The following is a 16,860-nucleotide window of genomic DNA, read 5'->3' on the forward strand; positions in this document are numbered from 1 at the left end:
GCCTGCATAGCCTGTCAGACTGCCGTCTGCTCCGACAACTCTGTGACAGGGGATTATTATCGAGATAGCCTCAGGCCTTGGAAGTTATAAATTATGATCTCTATGTCGATTTAGGTGAATTTGCAAAATGTCATTTGCGTGGCCCTGCCTGTCGGAGCGCTCAAGCTTACTATTATATTATAAGGAAAAAAGACGATTGCCGTCATTGGTAACCGTCCTATTGCTTTATAATGTCTCTGTCATGAGATTAATATACTTGTCCAGTGTTGGGCGACTTATGCCGCACACTTTAGCATACTCACACTTTGTGAGCTCGCCGCTTTTGTAAAGATTGTATTTATCCTTTACCTTGTCGGGTATCTGAGCCAGTGTGATTGAAGGTCGTCCAATCTTTTTGCCTTTGGCTCTTGCATTTGCCACACCGCTTTTAACTCTACTGCATATCATATCATGCTCAAGCTCTGAAAAAACACCTGCCATTTGCAGAAATGCTTTTGTCATTGCATCGAGCTCGCCGTTGGTGCAGTCAATTGTTATGCTGTTCTGGATAACAAGCTTAATCTTGCGAGCCTGTACAAAGTCAATGATATCACACAGTTGCTTTGTGCTTCTTGTGATACGTGATATCTCGGTAACTGTGAGAGTATCGCCGCTTTCAATAACTTCCAGTAACTTATTGAGCTCTGTCTTGTCTTTCTTCATTCCGCAGACGTACTCTGTATATATGGTAGTATCTTTTGCGCCCATTGCTTTGAGCTCTCGCACCTGTCTATTGATATCCTGTTTCGTGTCATTTGTGCTACATCTGCAATATCCGTATACCTTTGCCATAATAACAACCCCTTTCACTCTAAGCTTTAAGCTCTTGTCTATAATGCTATTATATCATACTTCATGGCATTTGTAAAGTAAAGCATTGTAAACGAAACAGTTAGATTTTAGCACACATTATATGTTATAATTGGCAATGATATTCCATAATTCAAGCGTAAATGAAATCATTGATTTCTTTTACATTTTCTCGTTTCGTAGATTTAGCGGTATATTGCTGTTTTACGGGCTTTTGTTTCATCAGCGACTATATACCGCAATTTCTTTGCCTATCCCTCAATCAGCTATATATCGACATTTGCGGATCTTGTGGCTTTGGCATCGCTTTTTGTGTTGCGTTCGGCACACTATTTATTGTAATATATTTTATTTTTTTGTATTGTTTTGTTGATGAGATGCCTATTTATTTGGATTAAGGGGAGTGCACTGAACTTCCTTTATTTACACTAATATTTACTACAGCAGACGATTCCTAATATTTTCCTAATAAAGTTACTGATTAAAAATTTATCGAAATACAGGCTTTCCTTATGCAATTGGCTATACCCAAAATAAACCGCATTGTTTTTGAAAAAGGCAGCTCACTTTTACGAACAAAATCTCTCTTAGGATCAACTACAAAATCAGAGATATTTTTCTCCATGTTACAGATGATGGCATTAAGCTTGTTTTTGACGATATTACAATATTTTTGCACGGTAAAACCTCCAATCAGATGTGTATATCTGATTAGCTGCGCCGCGCATTTTTGGCTTTTTGTCAATACATTTTTGCAAAAATTTACATTATATACATAAAAAACTGTAAGAGTATTTGGTCTCTTACAGTTTTTTCTTAACTTAATGACATTACCCATAAAACAGGGCTTTTTTGTTAAGTTGAATAAACGAAAGGTATTTAATCAATTGTTTGTTGTGAATTGCTGAAAAAATCCATAAACCGCTTGAAATAGCCTTGTGTATATGTTATAATGTTTAAGTTGCAGTCCGGCTATGGGCTGATGTGTACGGCAGAAACACAATATCGGATATCATAAAAGGACAGCAGCGCAAAATTATTCAGAGGGTAAGAATATTAATTGGAGGGAAAAATGAACAACTTTTCTAAGAAACGTTCAGCCGCAGGTATTTTATGCCTTGGACTGCTGATGCAGACAGCCGCATATCTTCCTGCAAACGCAGATACGGTCACACAAGTTTCGGTCAACGAGATCTGCACCAAAAACACTTCATATCCATCGGCAGACGGGAACTGCTACGACTGGATAGAGCTTTACAACAGCGGAAAGTCAGAAGCCGATATTTCGGGCTGGGGACTTTCTGACAAGGAAAACGAACCGCCTAAGTATGTGTTCCCCAATGGAACTCATATCCCGTCAGAGGGAAGGCTCGTTGTTTTCTGTGACAGCGACGCTGCTGCCGGCAACAGCAGTATAGCTCCTTTCGGACTTTCTGCCTCCGGGGAGACCATAGTGCTTACAGACACGAGCGGAAATGCTGTACAGACAGTTGATGCGGAGGCACTTGCTGCGGATACTTCATTCGGACAGTATCCCGAGGGAAGCGGCGAGTTCTACGTGATGAAATGTACTCCCGACAAGGCAAATGCCACACCCGAGGGAAGAGCTGCGGTGCATAAGCCTGTGTTCTCACATGAGAGCGGATTTTACGACAGCGAATTCACACTCACGCTCACAGCCGACGAGGGCTGCGACATCTACTACACAACAGACGGCAGCGATCCTGTGTACGGCTCGAAAAAATACACCGAGCCCCTCACCATAAAGGATATGTCGGATACCGACAACCGCCTCAGCGCCCGCACGGATATTGTTCCCGACGGAGCTGAAACTCCACGCGGAAGGGTGGATAAGGCTGTAGTCATCAGAGCCGTGGCAGTGGACAAGGAGAACCGTGCCAGCGAGTACGTCACAAAGACCTATATGGTAGGCAAGACCAATTCGGGATACTACAAGCAGATGAAGGTTGTATCCCTTGTTACAGATCCTGCAAACCTCTTTGACAGCAACAAGGGCATATACTGCCTCGGACGCATCTATGAGGAGAACAGGTACAGCAGCGGCGACAAGTGGCCGTGGGAGATACCCGCAAATTATACTCAGAAGGGCAGAGACTGGGAGCGCCCTGCCATATTCACCATGTTCGACAACGGACAGATGGTCATAAACCAGAATGTGGGCATACGCATAAAGGGCGCTTTTTCAAGATGTCTCGCGCAGAAGAGCTTCAACATCTATACCCGCAAGGACTACGGCCTGACCGAGTTCGATTACGACTTCTTCTCGGGCAAAGCCGTGAAAGCAAAGAACGGAAAGGCTATCAAGAAGTTTAACGGAGTAGTTCTCCGCAACGGCGGCAATGACAACACGGGAGCTTTCTTCCGCGACAGCATCAACCAGTCCCTTGTGGCGGACAGGGGCTTTGCACATCAGGCGACCTCTGAGTGCATACTCTTCATCGACGGCGAGTTCTGGGGCATCTATCAGATGATGGAAAAGATAAACACAAGCTTCCTCAGCGACCACTACGGCGTGAAGAAAAGCGATATCGCCATGATAGAGAACGGCGCGCTGGAAGAGGGTACAGATAATGACCTCAGGGACTGGCGCGAGGTATGCGACGGCTTTGCAAACGGCAGCATCTCCTATGACGAGTTTTGCAGCAAGGTTGACATACAGGGCTTCATGGACTATTTCGCAGCTCAGATATACTGGTCAAATGCAGACTGGCCGCAGAACAATTTCAGTGCATGGCGCTCAAACGTTATTGACGAGACAAATCCCTACGCTGACGGCAAATGGCGTATGATACTCTTTGATACCGAGTCGGGACAGGGGCTCTACGGCACAGAGGACAAGTCATACTATGCCGACTGCTACAAGCGCATACGCGAGAGCAACAGCCAGCTTGCAAGAGTGTTCAACGCTCTCTGCAATAATGAGCAGTTCAGGCTAAAATTCGCAAGGACGATGATGGACCTTGTAAATACGGACTTCAGGACAGACAGGACAAGAGAGGTCATAGAGGGCTACAGGAACAGCTTCAGACAGCAGGTAGCCGATACCTATGCCCGCTTCCATTCTGGCGGACTGTCGGGGGACAACGCCATAAGACGCTTTGAGGGCGAGATGAACACAGTTGAGGAGTTCTACGCTCAGCGCTATCCCTATGCGGAGCGCACCACACGCTCGGCTATGAGACTTTCCTCCGAGCCTCACAGGCTCACAGTCGTAAATCCCGCAGAATGCGGAGAAATAAAGCTCAATACGCTCAGCCTCGGCAATATCGGCAGCTGGAGCGGAAACTACCACTCGGATTACGATATATATATCAAGGCTCTGCCTGTTGAGGGCTGCATCTTCTCACACTGGAGCATAAACGGCGCAAAGATAACAAACGGCGATGCCACAACAGCTTCAATAAAGGTGAGACTGGAGGGCGACGCAACTGTGGAAGCTGTCTATACCAACGGAAACGGTCAGCTCGTGACTACAAAGGTCACGACAACGACTACTACCACGACCACAGCAAGGGCAACTACCACAACGACTGCGGCAATACAGAAGACAGTTCCCATAAACGGACTCAAGTCACTGAGCAAGGTTATTCAGGCAGAGACCTGCGATTACAAGTCGGGAACGGATAATGAGAACTGCTCCGAGGGCGGACTTGACGTTGCGTATATCGAGAACGGCGAGTACATCGGCTTCAAGGACGTAGACCTCACAAATGTGAGTAATATCGACTTCCGTATAGGTTCAAACGGTGCAAGGGCTGCTCTTGAAGTCCGCCTTGACAAGCCCGACGGACAGCTCATCGGCAAAATGGATATAAAGGGCACCGACGGCTGGCAGACATGGAACACACAGACCTGTTCTATCAGCGAGACAAGCGGAAAGCACGATGTTTATTTCGTGTTCACAGGCGGCGAGGGATATCTTTACAATGTGAACTGGTGGAGACCCGACAAGTCCGTGACAAAGTACGCTGTGGGAGACCTCAACGGCGACGGCAAGGTGGATATATACGACCTCTGCGGCATGAAGAAGGCAGTCCTCAACGGCGAAGCTGATAACTTCGGAGCTGCGGATATAAACGGCGACGACGCAATAAACACTGCCGACCTCGTACTGCTGAGAAGGTTCATAATGGGCGAGATAAAGGCGTTTTCATGATGTATGCATAATTACATGGGCGGCATACATAATAAATAACATGATACTTATTGTAGGGGCGGATATTATCCGCCCTTTCCCTTTTAGTTGGGAAAATAATATTCCCCCCATTACTCCCTAATGTCATTAAGTTAAGAAAAAACTGTAAGAGGCCAAATACTCTTACAGTTTTTTTATGTATATAATGTAAATTTTTGCAAAAAGGTATTGACAAAAAGCAAAAAATGTGCGGCGCAGCTAATCAGATATACACATCTGATTGGAGGTTTTACCGTGCAAAAATATTGTAATATCGTCAAAAACAAGCTTAATGCCATCATCTGTAACATGGAGAAAAATATCTCTGATTTTGTAGTTGATCCTAAGAGAGATTTTGTTCGTAAAAGTGAGCTGTCTTTTTCAAAAACAATGCGGTTTATTTTGGGTATGGGCAGCCAGGCACTTAGCAGTGAGCTTATGGAGTTTTATGGCCTTAGTTTAGCAACAAATCTGTTAACTAAAAGTTTCCAAAATCCAACATTGCTACACATGTAAGATTTCGAGCATTAGCAACCATACGCATGCGTTAGCAGTGCGCTATCCTCAGACCTTGGAGGTTATAATAAGGATCTCGATGTCGATAGATTTGCAAAATGTCATTTGCGTGGCCCTGCCTGCCGGAGCGCTCAGGCGTATTTTGACTTCTTAAACATAAAAAAGCGGCTTTGCACATACGCTCCACCGCTATAAATTTATTTATTATTTTAAGCTCAGCCTTGTACTTGTAGTAAGTGTTTCGGCTTATTCCGGCCAATTTGCAAACATCTTTATCATTTAACGTTCCGTTGAAGTTCTTACTATGCCTCAAAATGATTTCTTTTGCAGGAGCTGCTTTTTTAACTTTAAGTTTCGCGCCCTTTTCAAGTCCGTAAGAAAAAAGAATGATTTATTGACTTTTCCACTCAAAATTGTTATAATACAATTGTAAATTTATATCCACATCGTGGACGGAAATAGGGTAGAGAGAGGGGTAACCTCTCCCTCCACATTGCACCGTACGTACCGGTCAGGTATACGGCGCTACATCAAAACAGATTATTCAAGTACTCCTTGCGGGATAGTATGCCAAAGGATCGACTAATCCAGGTCGGTCCTTTGTTTTATCTATCCCAAGTATTATAGGACCACTTGTTGCTCCTCCATCCATTCGTAAAGCTTCCAGTAAACTTTCCACTGCCCTTCTGCCTCCACGGACATACGTTCCCGCTTTCAGGACATATCCTCAGATTCGAAATATCCCGGCCTTACTTACAGTGATTTGCAATGTTCTGACATTAGGTCCTTCCCAGCTAGTGATTCCGGTACTACGACCTCAGCTTACTCCGAATCATAAGCTTTTTATCACACGTGTTTTCCACGCTGACCCGGCCTCCCAGGGTAAGACACAGTTCTTTCGCTGCACAACCTCCGGATTTACTGTCTCGGTTTTACGTTTACCTTCAGCTTTATCAATAAACTCCTTTTCTAAGTCAGTAGCAATGAATGTACGCCATTGATCACATTTTATGCGGATTTCATTTGTGCTTTTATCAATTTCTCCGACTTTTCTCCCTTTGTACTCAGCAGAGCCGCTGCCATCATCATAGATAGTAAACTTTAAATCAGCTGCCCTCGGAGAAGAAAATTGTCTCATTTAATATCACTCCTTCATTTTGTGCTATAATAGCACAACTTCAATCGGGGAAGAAAAAAGCTCCTGATGTATTCAGAAGCTTTTTCTATCCGTATTCACTTAAAATGGTGACTCCTCCTGTGTCAGTATCTCATCAAACTCTGCTGATAAGTCTGGTTCGTCGCCGTTTCCATTTTCGCCTGACTGAGATTTATTGTATCCAACGAACTCGGCATTACTGACGTTTACAAAGGTTGCATATCTCTTTTCGCCTTCCTTTTCATAGGGACGTACCTTAAGCTTGCCAATCACACCGATCATGCTGCCCTTCTTGAAGTATTTGGAAATAAACTCGGCTGTTGATCTCCATGCAATGGAATTGATGAAGTCAACTTCTTTTTCGCCGTTCTTGTTTGTTGCTCCGTCCTGTACTGCAAGTGAGAACTTACACTTGAAAACGCCACTTTCTGTCTTTTCAAGTACAGGATCAGCGGTCAGACGTCCGATTAATACGATTTGGTTCATGGTTAATACCTCCGTTTATTATAGATTTTTATATTTGTGCTATTATAGCACTATTCTATTTAGACAAGAAAAGCTCCTGCTTATAAAACAAGAGCTTTTTCAGTATTTGTTTATTAGTGTAAACCTATGTATTTTTATTGTTACTGCTTTTTAATGGGCAATTATATAATATGCAATCCGTTATTATGCATATATTGCTCTAATGATGGTGTTTCCCCACCTTTATGTGTCTGGACATATGAATAATATGAGAGAACCCATGAAGAATCTATTGCATTAACATAACCATTTCTATCAACATCACAAAGTACTAAATCGAAACTTGAGAAGTTATTATTTCGATTGCTAACTCTTGATGACGAATATGCATCAAGTATTAATGACGCATCAATTGAATTGATATATCCATCTTGATTAACATCTCCTATTTGTGTTGTACACTGTAAATAAGTAGATTTATATGTTTTCGTGTGACTTCCAGAAGGCTCTTTAAATACATTATCGGTAGTTAAAAAACTCTGAACTGACAAATTCCAACTTGCACATGAATCAAGATTAAACCATTTATCTCCAATTTTCACATCATTAAACTCATGATTATTGCCATATGCTACTACACATGTAATTCCGGCTGCGTCACAAAAGTATTTAAACATTTCCGCAAAATCGTGACACATTATTCCATGACGATAGAAGAATTCCGTTTTAAAAGAAGATGACTTGCCATTCTCACAATTATACTCTGTGAAGTTATCGCATACGTATATATACAGTTTTCGTATGATCTGATATTCTTCCCATGCGCTATATCCAGTATTATTCGTTGAACCTAAATACTTTATTCCACATTTACTAAAGATTTTCTTTGTATAATCAAGGGCTATTTTATCACATAACTGAGTTTGAAGAAAAGCATCATAATTATCGTACATGAAAGAATAGTCACTATAATTATCAGACATACAAGCGTCATAAAGATCTATGTATTTATTTGATTTTGCATCATAAAACTTTACTTCATTTAAAATGTATGGCGTATTTTCTTCATTATGAATTAAAATTGCATCAATTGAAATACTTTTCATGTTTTTAGGAAGGATCAATTTTTTTGTTTTGATAATTGATTTTAATGCAAGAGGACAAATGTATTCTATATTATCAAATTCGCTTTTGGAAAGATCCACCGTTTCTTCACTTGAGAAATATCTTATTAAATATTTTCCAAGATTACAGTAACCCTTAGTATTTTTTTGATTTTCTTCCCATGCTGTATACTGAAATGTATCTCTTCCTATTTCATTTATTGAATCACCGCCATTTACTGACACTAAGTTATCAGCAAGATAAAAGCAACTATCACCTAAACTATATATAGTATTTGGGATAGTAATGCTGTTAATTTCCTCGTAATGATAGCCAAATCCATTTCCTAATTTAGTAACAGTGTAGGAATTACCATTTAATGTTACACTACTTGGTAAAATAAGATTTGACTTTACATTTTTGATGCCTTTAAGGCAGGCAGTATTATCTGATTGATCAATTGTGAATCTGTATGTTACGCCGTATTCGTCAGTATAATAGTCGCCCTCAAGGGCTGCATTAATAGTAGGAACAATTGATTTGCCATTGTAGTTGGGCAAAAAAGCAAGTCCTGAACACACCACAGTGGCACACATTACTGCAATTATTTTCTTAATCATTTTCATAAACTCCTTAATTTATGGGTACAGGTTTACACATTAAATATTATATCATTTTATAAATTGCAAGTCAATATTTAGATAAAGATAATGGCTATCATTCTAATTTATTATTATTCAATGCTTTGAGTGTATTTTTGACTTTGTTTTCATTGCTCTTACAATGGGGATGAATGTCAAAAAAACATTGATTTAAGTTATACAAAACTAATAACAAAACAAGGGTCTGGGAATCTCCCAGTAAAGCAAGCTGCAAGTGTTACGTTTTTTTCAAAAAATCGAAAGTGTAACGACACTTGATATGCTTGCTCCCTTCTGAAAAAGCAAATACAGCTTTTGAAGAAAATGCCGAAGTGTACTGACACTGGGGTTGCTTGCTCTCCTCATAATACAAATTAATAGTCCAAAAAACTTTTTCATTTTTTCTCTTTATCACAGGGAGCATTTCCATTAAAAATCATCATTTTCCGAATTCAATCTGAGGTGAAAAATTTAATCCGTTATAGCACGCACAGAAATCATTTTCTGAAATATTACTTTCTGCGCTTATCATTTTTAAATGGATTTTAAAATCGGTGTATTTGATGTATTTGGTGTCTAATTGCCTGTATTCCGAAACTTCAAAAATACATCTGATACAACGGCGATGTATTCCGATGTATTCAGTGTGTATCCGAAAACGGCTTATCACCGTATGCGAATACACCGAATACACCAAATACATCATTTTTCAAGTTCAGATGAAAATTACTTTGTTCTGAGGCACGAGTTTTTATAAAGCCGAGTCATGTACCGTGTACCAAACGTAACAGTTCTTAAATGTGGTACATCTGGTACGTGGTACGGCGCTGCTATTCTTAAGAGCTTGAAAAACTGTAATGGATTTCAAAAACGGTGTGTTTGCTGTGTATGCTGTGTAAACGGCTATATATCTGTAGTTATTTCTGTTTTGTTTTCAATGTGATTTGCAACGGCAATGAAATATTTGGGAGGGTATTTCTTATTATCCTCTGATATAAGGTCGTATTGGGTGCTTTGGTACTGTGGTGGAATGCCGTTTTTATCAATGAATTTTATTGCTTCAATCACATTTTCCTTTTTAAGTTTTGGAATAGCCATCTCATGTCCCCCTGACACATTAATATGTATTATTATACCATAAAACACACAATAAGTCAAATAATTGTTGATAAGTTATATTGCTTGGTGACAAATTTGATGATGCAGTACCTTTGAGATTAGCCTTGAAATGAGTAAAAAAATGGAATTATTGATTTTATTGGTGAAGTAAAAGTTGCAATCAACGTAAAATCGGAAGATAATATTGCTTTTTCAGTATTACTATGATATAATGTATATAAAGATTTGCTCTGGACGCTTCGTATCTTCATAAACGAATGACACATAAACTACGCAATGTTCATTATGGAAAGGAAAGAGTAGTTTTGGTAGCGTATGTGACAAATTCAACATCAAGGGCGGAGCAAATGAAGAAGCGTTAGAATTTCAAAAGGGGAGGAAGAAACATGAAGCCACAGGTACAGAGAAAGCCTGTTACTGATCAATTGCATAAACAGCGAGTACAGAATGTTGCCGGAACGATGGCAATTGAGGGGCTCACACTGAGTGCCGAAAGCAGACGCAACCTTGACAGATATGCCAGCGGTCAGGCGAATTATCAGCAGATCATGGCAGAACTGAAAGCAAAATATCATAGGGCGGAGTAATGTTTTCAAAATATGAAGTATACACAACGGTTCAGTCGATATACTGCTATCCTGATTCTGATGTGCTCAAAAACAAGCTGAATATCAAGGAAATGCATGAGCTGAAACAGGCGGAGGAGGAGATCACATCTCTGAAACAGTATATGCTCCTCGAATCGCCAATCAAGGGCAGATTCACCAAGACACAGCTAATAAATATACACAGATTCCTGTTTGAAGACCTGTACCCTTTTGCCGGACATATCCGCCGTGAGCAGATAAGCAAGGGCGAAACCATGTTTTTTCCGCCAAATTTAATCGCTCAGGAGCTGGATAAGGTCTTTGCCAAGATACACAGTGACAATATGCTGCATGAAACGGACAGACAGCGCCAGATTGAGCATTTGTCCTATATTATGTCAGAACTGAATATCATTCACCCGTTCCGTGAGGGTAACGGACGAAGTATCCGTGAACTGATACGATGCATAGCACTTCACTATGGCTTTTCGCTTGACTGGAGCCATGTTGACAGAGATACGATGCTTGATGCAGCTGTTAGATCAGTGGTGGATGATACGGCTTTTTACAAAGTTATTGTGGAGTGCATGAAAACTACCTAAAAAAACACTTTTATTTACTTGTAATCGTCTTATCATTAAGCTATAATAAGAAAAAACGAAAAGAGGTACAACTATGTATAACAATCAATTCTACAATCAGTTTTTTAATCCGCAGTATGTTAATCCTGACTATTATAGACAGAATCAGGAGCAAATAATGCATTACCAACAGGAACAGTGTAAGGAAGTTCGCAATGTGGTCAAGGCTGTTCATGAACTCTGCGAAGCTTATAAAAAGCTTGATCCTCAGCATCAGCAGGAAGCATTCTGCGCAGCTCTCGCTGAATTTGCAAGGGAATCTGGTTGGAATAATAGGTAACCCACTAATTAAAAATGGGAGTTATCATATATTGGGCAATTTGTTTCATAATCACACAGAATAAAAAACTTCTGTCGTGATTTTAATCAAACATTTCATTTAATATGAGGGCATGTTTTTGAAGCGCAGAATATGTCAAGTACAGTCTGGACAAGAAGCAAAAGACAAATGGTAATATAATGACGTTAGGGCATAATTCTACTATTTTTAAGTTTTGGCTATTTACAGGAGTATGCCTGAACCTTGTCCTTTATCTGTCCTTTATTGCCACTAAAAGCGGCAAAAAGGCAGCAAAATCAAGCTTGCTCTAAGTTGTCGTTTCTTGCCGAATTATAGGCGAATACGAGAAGTTGCAAAAAGGCAAGAAATTACCAAAATCTTCTTCAAGTCCTTCTGCCCCTGCCAGAACGACAAAGCCTGTATTTCGAGAAAAACACCGAAATACAGGCTTTTCTCTTACCTGTATGAAACAGTTTAAACTGCATTTTTGCAGTCGCGTGTGACTGTTTACAGTTAAAAATCACACAAAATCACACGAAAATCACACGACATTTACGGTGGTACAATGCTTATTAAAGAACCAGCTCCCGCAAGGGAGCTGGTTCTTATTTAATCTTGTTTATAATCAGATATTGAACTTAAAAACTTTAAAGATACAAAGTATGCCATGCTCTCATATACTCCTGAAACGGCTCCAACAACTGATGTTGCTATGGCTTTGACAGATAAGATCTTTGAGCCGTATACTAAAAATCATGCAGCTTTAACTGGTTCACATAACAAGGAAACAGAAGGTTCATTATGTCATACGCATACTTGTATCAGCACAACGAATATTAATGGTGGAAAAATGATGTGTCCGGATAATAAGACAACATATGAAATGGCACAGAGAGTAGCTGACGTTACAGGTCAGCCTACAAAACTTGTTGTGGAAAACGTAAAGAAAGTAGAGTGGGAATGTTCCAAAACGTTTTATCCCCAAAATGAAGAAAATGAAGATTAATAATTGAAAATCAAAGTCAATAAGTCAAACAAATTTGTCCTAAGTACGGAACAGCTCAAGGTAAATACTTGAAATCCCGGCCTTTGTGCCGGGTGGCTGTTCTCTAACTATGTAATAATAAACTATCCAAACTTCTTTTCGGAAAAGCTTGACACTATCGCTGTGATATGATATTATACTCGTAAGCTACTAAATAATAATTCACTAAATCTCAAAGAATGATGAGAAATGAAACGAGGCAAATATGCTGATACTAAAATCTGCTAACTACGAAGATATTGAGAAAGAATGGCTCTTTCAATGCGATATTCCTGTAGATGAGAACGGTTTTCTCAACGACTATCACGGTATAAGCCGTGAAGATTTTGATAATGCTCTTGAAACGATGATTGCTCAATCAAAGGGTGAAAAGCTGCCGGAAGGATATGTTCCGCAGACAGTATACTATCTCTGGGATGATGATAATATCGTTGGCACATTTCACTTCCGCCATTATCTATGCCAGTCGCTTATTGAGGGCTCAGGACACGTTGGCTATTACATAGCTCCTGAATATCGCAGCAAAGGTTATGCTTCTCAGGGACTTAAACTCCTCATCGATGAGATAAGAGACGATGTTCAGGAAGATGAGATATATCTGCGTGTAAACAGAGATAATCCAGCTTCTCTCAGAGTTATGCTGAATAATGGCGGATATATCCATCATCAAGACGATACGAAGTATTATGTCAGAATCAAGATTTAGGCTAATATCACATTCTCATAGAACAGGAGAAACAAATGAAACAATACATCGTTGACGCATTCACGGATAAGATATTCTCGGGTAATCCTGCTGCTGTATGCGTACTTGACAACTTCCCAAGTGAAGATATCATGCAGAATATCGCTGCAGAGAATAACCTGTCTGAAACCGCGTTTGTTGTAAAAGAGAACGACCGTTATCATATCCGCTGGTTCACTCCCAAGAGTGAGATTGATTTCTGCGGTCACGCTACTCTGGCTGCTGCTTACGTTCTCTTCAATTTCTACGCTCAGGATACGGATACTATCAACTTCTACGGTCAGATCGGTGCATTTACCGTTCAAAAGAGCGATGAGCTGATAAGAATGGAGTTTCCTGCTTATAAGCTGGAACATATCGAGATAACGGACATGATGATTGAAGCTCTCGGAACTATCCCTCTTGCAGCATACAGAGACCGTGATATACTGTTCATTCTGCGTGATGAGGATGAAGTTCGGGACTTGCAGCCTGATATGGAGCTTATCTCCAAGCTTGACGGTGCTTGTATAGCTGTCACTGCCAAGGGTACGGAATATGACTGCGTTTCACGGATATTTGCTCCCAGGTTCGGTATAACTGAAGATCCTGTGACCGGTTCAACTCACTGCATGATCGTACCCTATTGGAGCAGGAGACTGAACAAATCCCGTATTAAGGCTTTTCAAGCATCAAACCGCACAGGTATCCTGTACTGTGAATGTGCAGAAGATATGGTCATTATCTCCGGTAAAGCCGTACTCTTTTCAATAAATGATATTGTTGGATTATGATAATATGTGCGCCGCCTTCGGATTTTCAGTTTATTGCATGTGATTGCTATTATTGTATACTGCTGCCGCCCCATTCAACGACTGTAAAACCTGTTCGCTCAAAGGCCGATAGCTGCTGTGGTTCGATATCAACTGCTTCTTCCAATGGAACATACGTCATGAATATACGCAGCATACTGTCGGGTGTCGGCGTGATATTCAACTTAGCAGAATCAGTATAGGTATCACTCTGGAAAGAAATGAGATTGTACTTATTATGCTCCATTAAAGGCAGCCAGTATACGATGAACTCGTTCATTTCATCTTCGGTCAGCCCCATATATGGGAGCTTTTCCTTGAGGAAACTCTCTGTATCACTGCCTGCAACGCAGAAGCCATTGGAGAAATCGAATTTTGTACGGCAGTTTACCGCATCCCAGAACAGATATCTGTGGTGTGTACCGTCTGCTTTGTTCATGAGCTTTCCGTCAGGATACGCAGTCACATCCCAGCCGTTATTATACTTCGGATAGGTTGTTGAGAGCTCTGCCTCCGTCAGCTCAAGCTCAACATGAACATCTGTCTCTTTCTCGGGGTAGAGATAGATGACTGGCTTATCCATGTATACCTCGTAAACGATCGTCGGAGTTTTGCCATCGTCTTCTACTGTTCTGATCCAGCCATATTTACCACAGTATTCGGTAAATATCCATTTATCGTTATTATCCTGATATCCTAATTCTGAGAGATGAGTACCTTTATAAATAATTGCTACATTCTCATAGCTCTCATCCGGGCCAAGATATAATCTCAGACAATCTGTAACAGTACGTATTGGTCCGCCGAAACTGCGGTGATCAGGTTCTAAATATTCTGTAGCATTCTGATTTATGAGTTCTTTTCGCATCATTACAAAGTCAAATATATTTATCCTGTTATCACGGCAGAAATCAACTGCTCTCCAGTTGAAAAGTGTGATATCTGATGCAGAAAGAAGCCACTTTTGCATTATCAAAGCATCTGAAACAGTGAGACAGCCGTCTCCGTTGACATCACCGTTCGGTACCCATTCCAGTTTGCATGACAGTTCGACCTTGTTGTTCCCTTCATTTACGACTTCAAACTCAGGTTCGCAATAGCAGCCTCCGGCCATATCAGATATGATGTAATAATAGCTGTCAGGATCATATACATTAATATCATCGACTGTGCAGGGATTTGATGTTATATCATAATTCACGGTTCTACCGCTTGAAGGTGAACTGCTGCCGGTGAGTTTCATGATCCGGAACGCATCATCACCTTCAGGAATACCGATCAGTTCACCCGTATCCTTATCATACAGAGTGATAGTTGTTGAATATGATGTGGTCTTTTTACGGCTTTTTAGTTTTATTACAACATCAGCAGTTTCATTGTCATATTTTGTGACGGTCATATAATCTTCAGGGATTATTCTGCCATTTTCATATCTCGGATGAGGATCGGTCGTTTCAGGGATCAAATATCCTTTTGGCGGATTGCTCAATCCGAATGAAAAATTATCTGCGTCAAGGTGAAAACCTGTGCTCTTGTCAATTGCCGGATTTGTATAAAGCCAGAAGGGCTGACTTTTCAAAATGCACTCGCCTTCAGGTGTGTCATAGCTTACATTTGTCCATATATAAGGAGCGTCATCTTCGGGAACAGAAATAGGCTTGCCGGTATCATAGTCAACAAGTGTATATCTCATATTTCCCTTAAGCAGTACGGTCTGTGCATCATCTATAACCACACAGTCGGCAAGTAATGTCTTTTCTATTGCAGTGGGTGAATTGGAAATAAAGTAATTTTCGGTATAGTCATACGCTATCTTTGCATACCCGTCTTTTTCAGCCTGAAATACCCGGATCTCATGTTTTGTACCGCCGTCCAGAGGTTCGGTTGTTTCCTCACTGCAATCTGTTGAGCACAGAGACGATATGACAGTACTATCATAATCACTTTCACGGTTAAGGATCCAGTAATGCCCTGTACCGATATCAGTATCAAGGCAGAATACAACATAATTGTTTTTTGCTGATATACAGGAATTAATACTTTCATACTCCATGTATTCCTCGATGCAGTCGGGAAGCCAGCCGTAGATATCGGTTTCTACAGCCTGCGTTCCGAAACATGTAAAGGAGTATTCCTGCTGCAATACAGAATCACGACTGAATTTGACCTTGAAATCAGGCGGCGTTTTCCATGCGCTTTTATATACCACAACTTCATATGCAACATCGGTATCTTCATTAAAAAACACATTATGGTAGTATTCCGTTACAAGTGCTCCTGAAGTTTTTATCTCATACCTTGCTTGGCTGCGATACTGCTCTTTGAAAACAAGACAAAGCAGATCGCTTTCATTTCCTGAGCCGATGTGTGTTGCGCCGTACTTATTGCGGAATTCCAAAGCCTCCTCAAAGCTTGTGGGTATCCAGTCAGGAATTGAGCTTTCTGTCACGGATCCTTCTGAATATGCCTTTGATGTATTGCCCATATTTGCATAATCTGCAGTAAAGGGAATAATTGCCGTTGAAGCTGCTATAAAAGCAGCTGTGAGTTTCTTTAAGATCATTATGTTCACCTGCCATTCTTCAGATTTGCAGCATATAACTGCCTGATTTCATTATACAACGATATCCCTCTGAATGCAAGAGATAATCGCAATTTGTTCTATATATGCTTTGACGTATAAGACCGGCAAAATGTGCGGCTGGAATCGTAAACTTTTTGTGAAC

General features: G+C 40.6%; 14 protein-coding genes and 1 pseudogene. 8 read left to right on the forward strand and 7 right to left on the reverse strand.

The window, feature by feature from the left end; translation table 11 throughout:
• Positions 1-66, reverse strand: a pseudogene (locus tag Q0R37_RS10480) (MGMT family protein); the annotation flags it as partial.
• 159 nt (positions 67-225) lie between these two features.
• On the reverse strand, positions 226-831 hold the full coding sequence (locus tag Q0R37_RS10485) for a recombinase family protein (RefSeq protein WP_294754235.1): 606 nt from the start codon (positions 829-831) through the stop codon (positions 226-228).
• Positions 832-1,921: 1,090 nt separating this feature from the next.
• On the opposite strand from Q0R37_RS10485, the gene Q0R37_RS10490 reads away from it, so the two are divergent.
• Together Q0R37_RS10490 and Q0R37_RS10495 are read left to right on the forward strand one after the other, a co-directional pair.
• Entirely contained in the window at positions 1,922-5,026 is a 3,105-nt protein-coding gene (locus Q0R37_RS10490; protein WP_294754237.1) for a CotH kinase family protein, read from the forward strand.
• 273 nt (positions 5,027-5,299) lie between these two features.
• Positions 5,300-5,560 carry a hypothetical protein gene (locus Q0R37_RS10495; RefSeq protein ID WP_294754239.1) on the forward strand — a complete coding sequence of 87 codons (261 nt, stop codon included), beginning with the start codon at positions 5,300-5,302 and terminating at the stop codon, positions 5,558-5,560.
• A gap of 832 nt (positions 5,561-6,392) precedes the next feature.
• Here the strand turns inward: Q0R37_RS10495 and Q0R37_RS10500 are convergent.
• From Q0R37_RS10500 to Q0R37_RS10515, 4 genes are all read right to left on the reverse strand, one after another.
• The gene (locus Q0R37_RS10500) at positions 6,393-6,698 is read right to left on the reverse strand and encodes a hypothetical protein (RefSeq protein ID WP_294754241.1); all 306 of its coding nucleotides are present in this window, start codon (positions 6,696-6,698) and stop codon (positions 6,393-6,395) included.
• Positions 6,699-6,797: 99 nt separating this feature from the next.
• Positions 6,798-7,202, reverse strand: coding sequence for a single-stranded DNA-binding protein (locus Q0R37_RS10505; RefSeq protein ID WP_294754243.1), 405 nt, complete (start codon positions 7,200-7,202; stop codon positions 6,798-6,800).
• A 161-nt stretch (positions 7,203-7,363) separates the two neighbouring features.
• Positions 7,364-8,905 (reverse strand): leucine-rich repeat protein, encoded by a 1,542-nt coding sequence (locus Q0R37_RS10510; protein ID WP_294754245.1) that lies wholly within the window; start codon positions 8,903-8,905, stop codon positions 7,364-7,366.
• Positions 8,906-9,829: 924 nt separating this feature from the next.
• Complete coding sequence (locus Q0R37_RS10515) at positions 9,830-10,024, reverse strand: hypothetical protein (protein ID WP_294754247.1); 195 nt, start codon at positions 10,022-10,024, stop codon at positions 9,830-9,832.
• Between the two features lie 407 nt (positions 10,025-10,431).
• Between Q0R37_RS10515 and Q0R37_RS10520 the strand changes: the two genes are divergently transcribed.
• From Q0R37_RS10520 to Q0R37_RS10545, 6 genes are all read left to right on the forward strand, one after another.
• Entirely contained in the window at positions 10,432-10,632 is a 201-nt protein-coding gene (locus tag Q0R37_RS10520; protein WP_164173596.1) for an antitoxin VbhA family protein, read from the forward strand.
• A complete protein-coding gene (locus Q0R37_RS10525; RefSeq protein WP_294754250.1) occupies positions 10,632-11,234 on the forward strand; it encodes a Fic family protein in 603 nt (200 codons plus the stop codon). Before Q0R37_RS10520 ends, Q0R37_RS10525 begins: the two co-directional genes overlap by 1 nt.
• Before the next feature lie 157 nt (positions 11,235-11,391).
• Positions 11,392-11,553, forward strand: a complete 162-nt coding sequence (locus Q0R37_RS10530) for a hypothetical protein (protein ID WP_294754252.1) — start codon at positions 11,392-11,394, stop codon at positions 11,551-11,553.
• Between the two features lie 712 nt (positions 11,554-12,265).
• Positions 12,266-12,559, forward strand: a complete 294-nt coding sequence (locus tag Q0R37_RS10535) for a hypothetical protein (RefSeq protein WP_294754254.1) — start codon at positions 12,266-12,268, stop codon at positions 12,557-12,559.
• 244 nt (positions 12,560-12,803) lie between these two features.
• Complete coding sequence (locus tag Q0R37_RS10540) at positions 12,804-13,304, forward strand: GNAT family N-acetyltransferase (RefSeq protein WP_294754256.1); 501 nt, start codon at positions 12,804-12,806, stop codon at positions 13,302-13,304.
• 35 nt (positions 13,305-13,339) lie between these two features.
• Positions 13,340-14,116, forward strand: a complete 777-nt coding sequence (locus Q0R37_RS10545) for a PhzF family phenazine biosynthesis isomerase (RefSeq protein ID WP_294754258.1) — start codon at positions 13,340-13,342, stop codon at positions 14,114-14,116.
• Between the two features lie 49 nt (positions 14,117-14,165).
• Here the strand turns inward: Q0R37_RS10545 and Q0R37_RS10550 are convergent, their stop codons facing one another.
• The gene (locus Q0R37_RS10550) at positions 14,166-16,697 is read right to left on the reverse strand and encodes a dockerin type I repeat-containing protein (RefSeq protein ID WP_294754259.1); all 2,532 of its coding nucleotides are present in this window, start codon (positions 16,695-16,697) and stop codon (positions 14,166-14,168) included.
• Positions 16,698-16,860 lie beyond the last annotated feature (163 nt).

The sequence above is a fragment of the uncultured Ruminococcus sp. genome (assembly GCF_946415235.1).
In the GTDB taxonomy this organism is placed as follows: domain Bacteria; phylum Bacillota; class Clostridia; order Oscillospirales; family Ruminococcaceae; genus Ruminococcus.

Coding starts and splice junctions, on each gene's coding strand:
- Q0R37_RS10525 (WP_294754250.1), top strand. CDS start 10,632: ATGTTTTCAAAATATGAAGTATACACAACGGTTCAGTCGATATACTGC.
- Q0R37_RS10505 (WP_294754243.1), bottom strand. CDS start 7,202: ATGAACCAAATCGTATTAATCGGACGTCTGACCGCTGATCCTGTACTT.
- Q0R37_RS10535 (WP_294754254.1), top strand. CDS start 12,266: ATGGCTTTGACAGATAAGATCTTTGAGCCGTATACTAAAAATCATGCA.
- Q0R37_RS10490 (WP_294754237.1), top strand. CDS start 1,922: ATGAACAACTTTTCTAAGAAACGTTCAGCCGCAGGTATTTTATGCCTT.
- Q0R37_RS10500 (WP_294754241.1), bottom strand. CDS start 6,698: ATGAGACAATTTTCTTCTCCGAGGGCAGCTGATTTAAAGTTTACTATC.
- Q0R37_RS10510 (WP_294754245.1), bottom strand. CDS start 8,905: ATGATTAAGAAAATAATTGCAGTAATGTGTGCCACTGTGGTGTGTTCA.
- Q0R37_RS10485 (WP_294754235.1), bottom strand. CDS start 831: ATGGCAAAGGTATACGGATATTGCAGATGTAGCACAAATGACACGAAA.
- Q0R37_RS10540 (WP_294754256.1), top strand. CDS start 12,804: ATGCTGATACTAAAATCTGCTAACTACGAAGATATTGAGAAAGAATGG.
- Q0R37_RS10515 (WP_294754247.1), bottom strand. CDS start 10,024: ATGGCTATTCCAAAACTTAAAAAGGAAAATGTGATTGAAGCAATAAAA.
- Q0R37_RS10545 (WP_294754258.1), top strand. CDS start 13,340: ATGAAACAATACATCGTTGACGCATTCACGGATAAGATATTCTCGGGT.
- Q0R37_RS10520 (WP_164173596.1), top strand. CDS start 10,432: ATGAAGCCACAGGTACAGAGAAAGCCTGTTACTGATCAATTGCATAAA.
- Q0R37_RS10550 (WP_294754259.1), bottom strand. CDS start 16,697: ATGATCTTAAAGAAACTCACAGCTGCTTTTATAGCAGCTTCAACGGCA.
- Q0R37_RS10530 (WP_294754252.1), top strand. CDS start 11,392: ATGCATTACCAACAGGAACAGTGTAAGGAAGTTCGCAATGTGGTCAAG.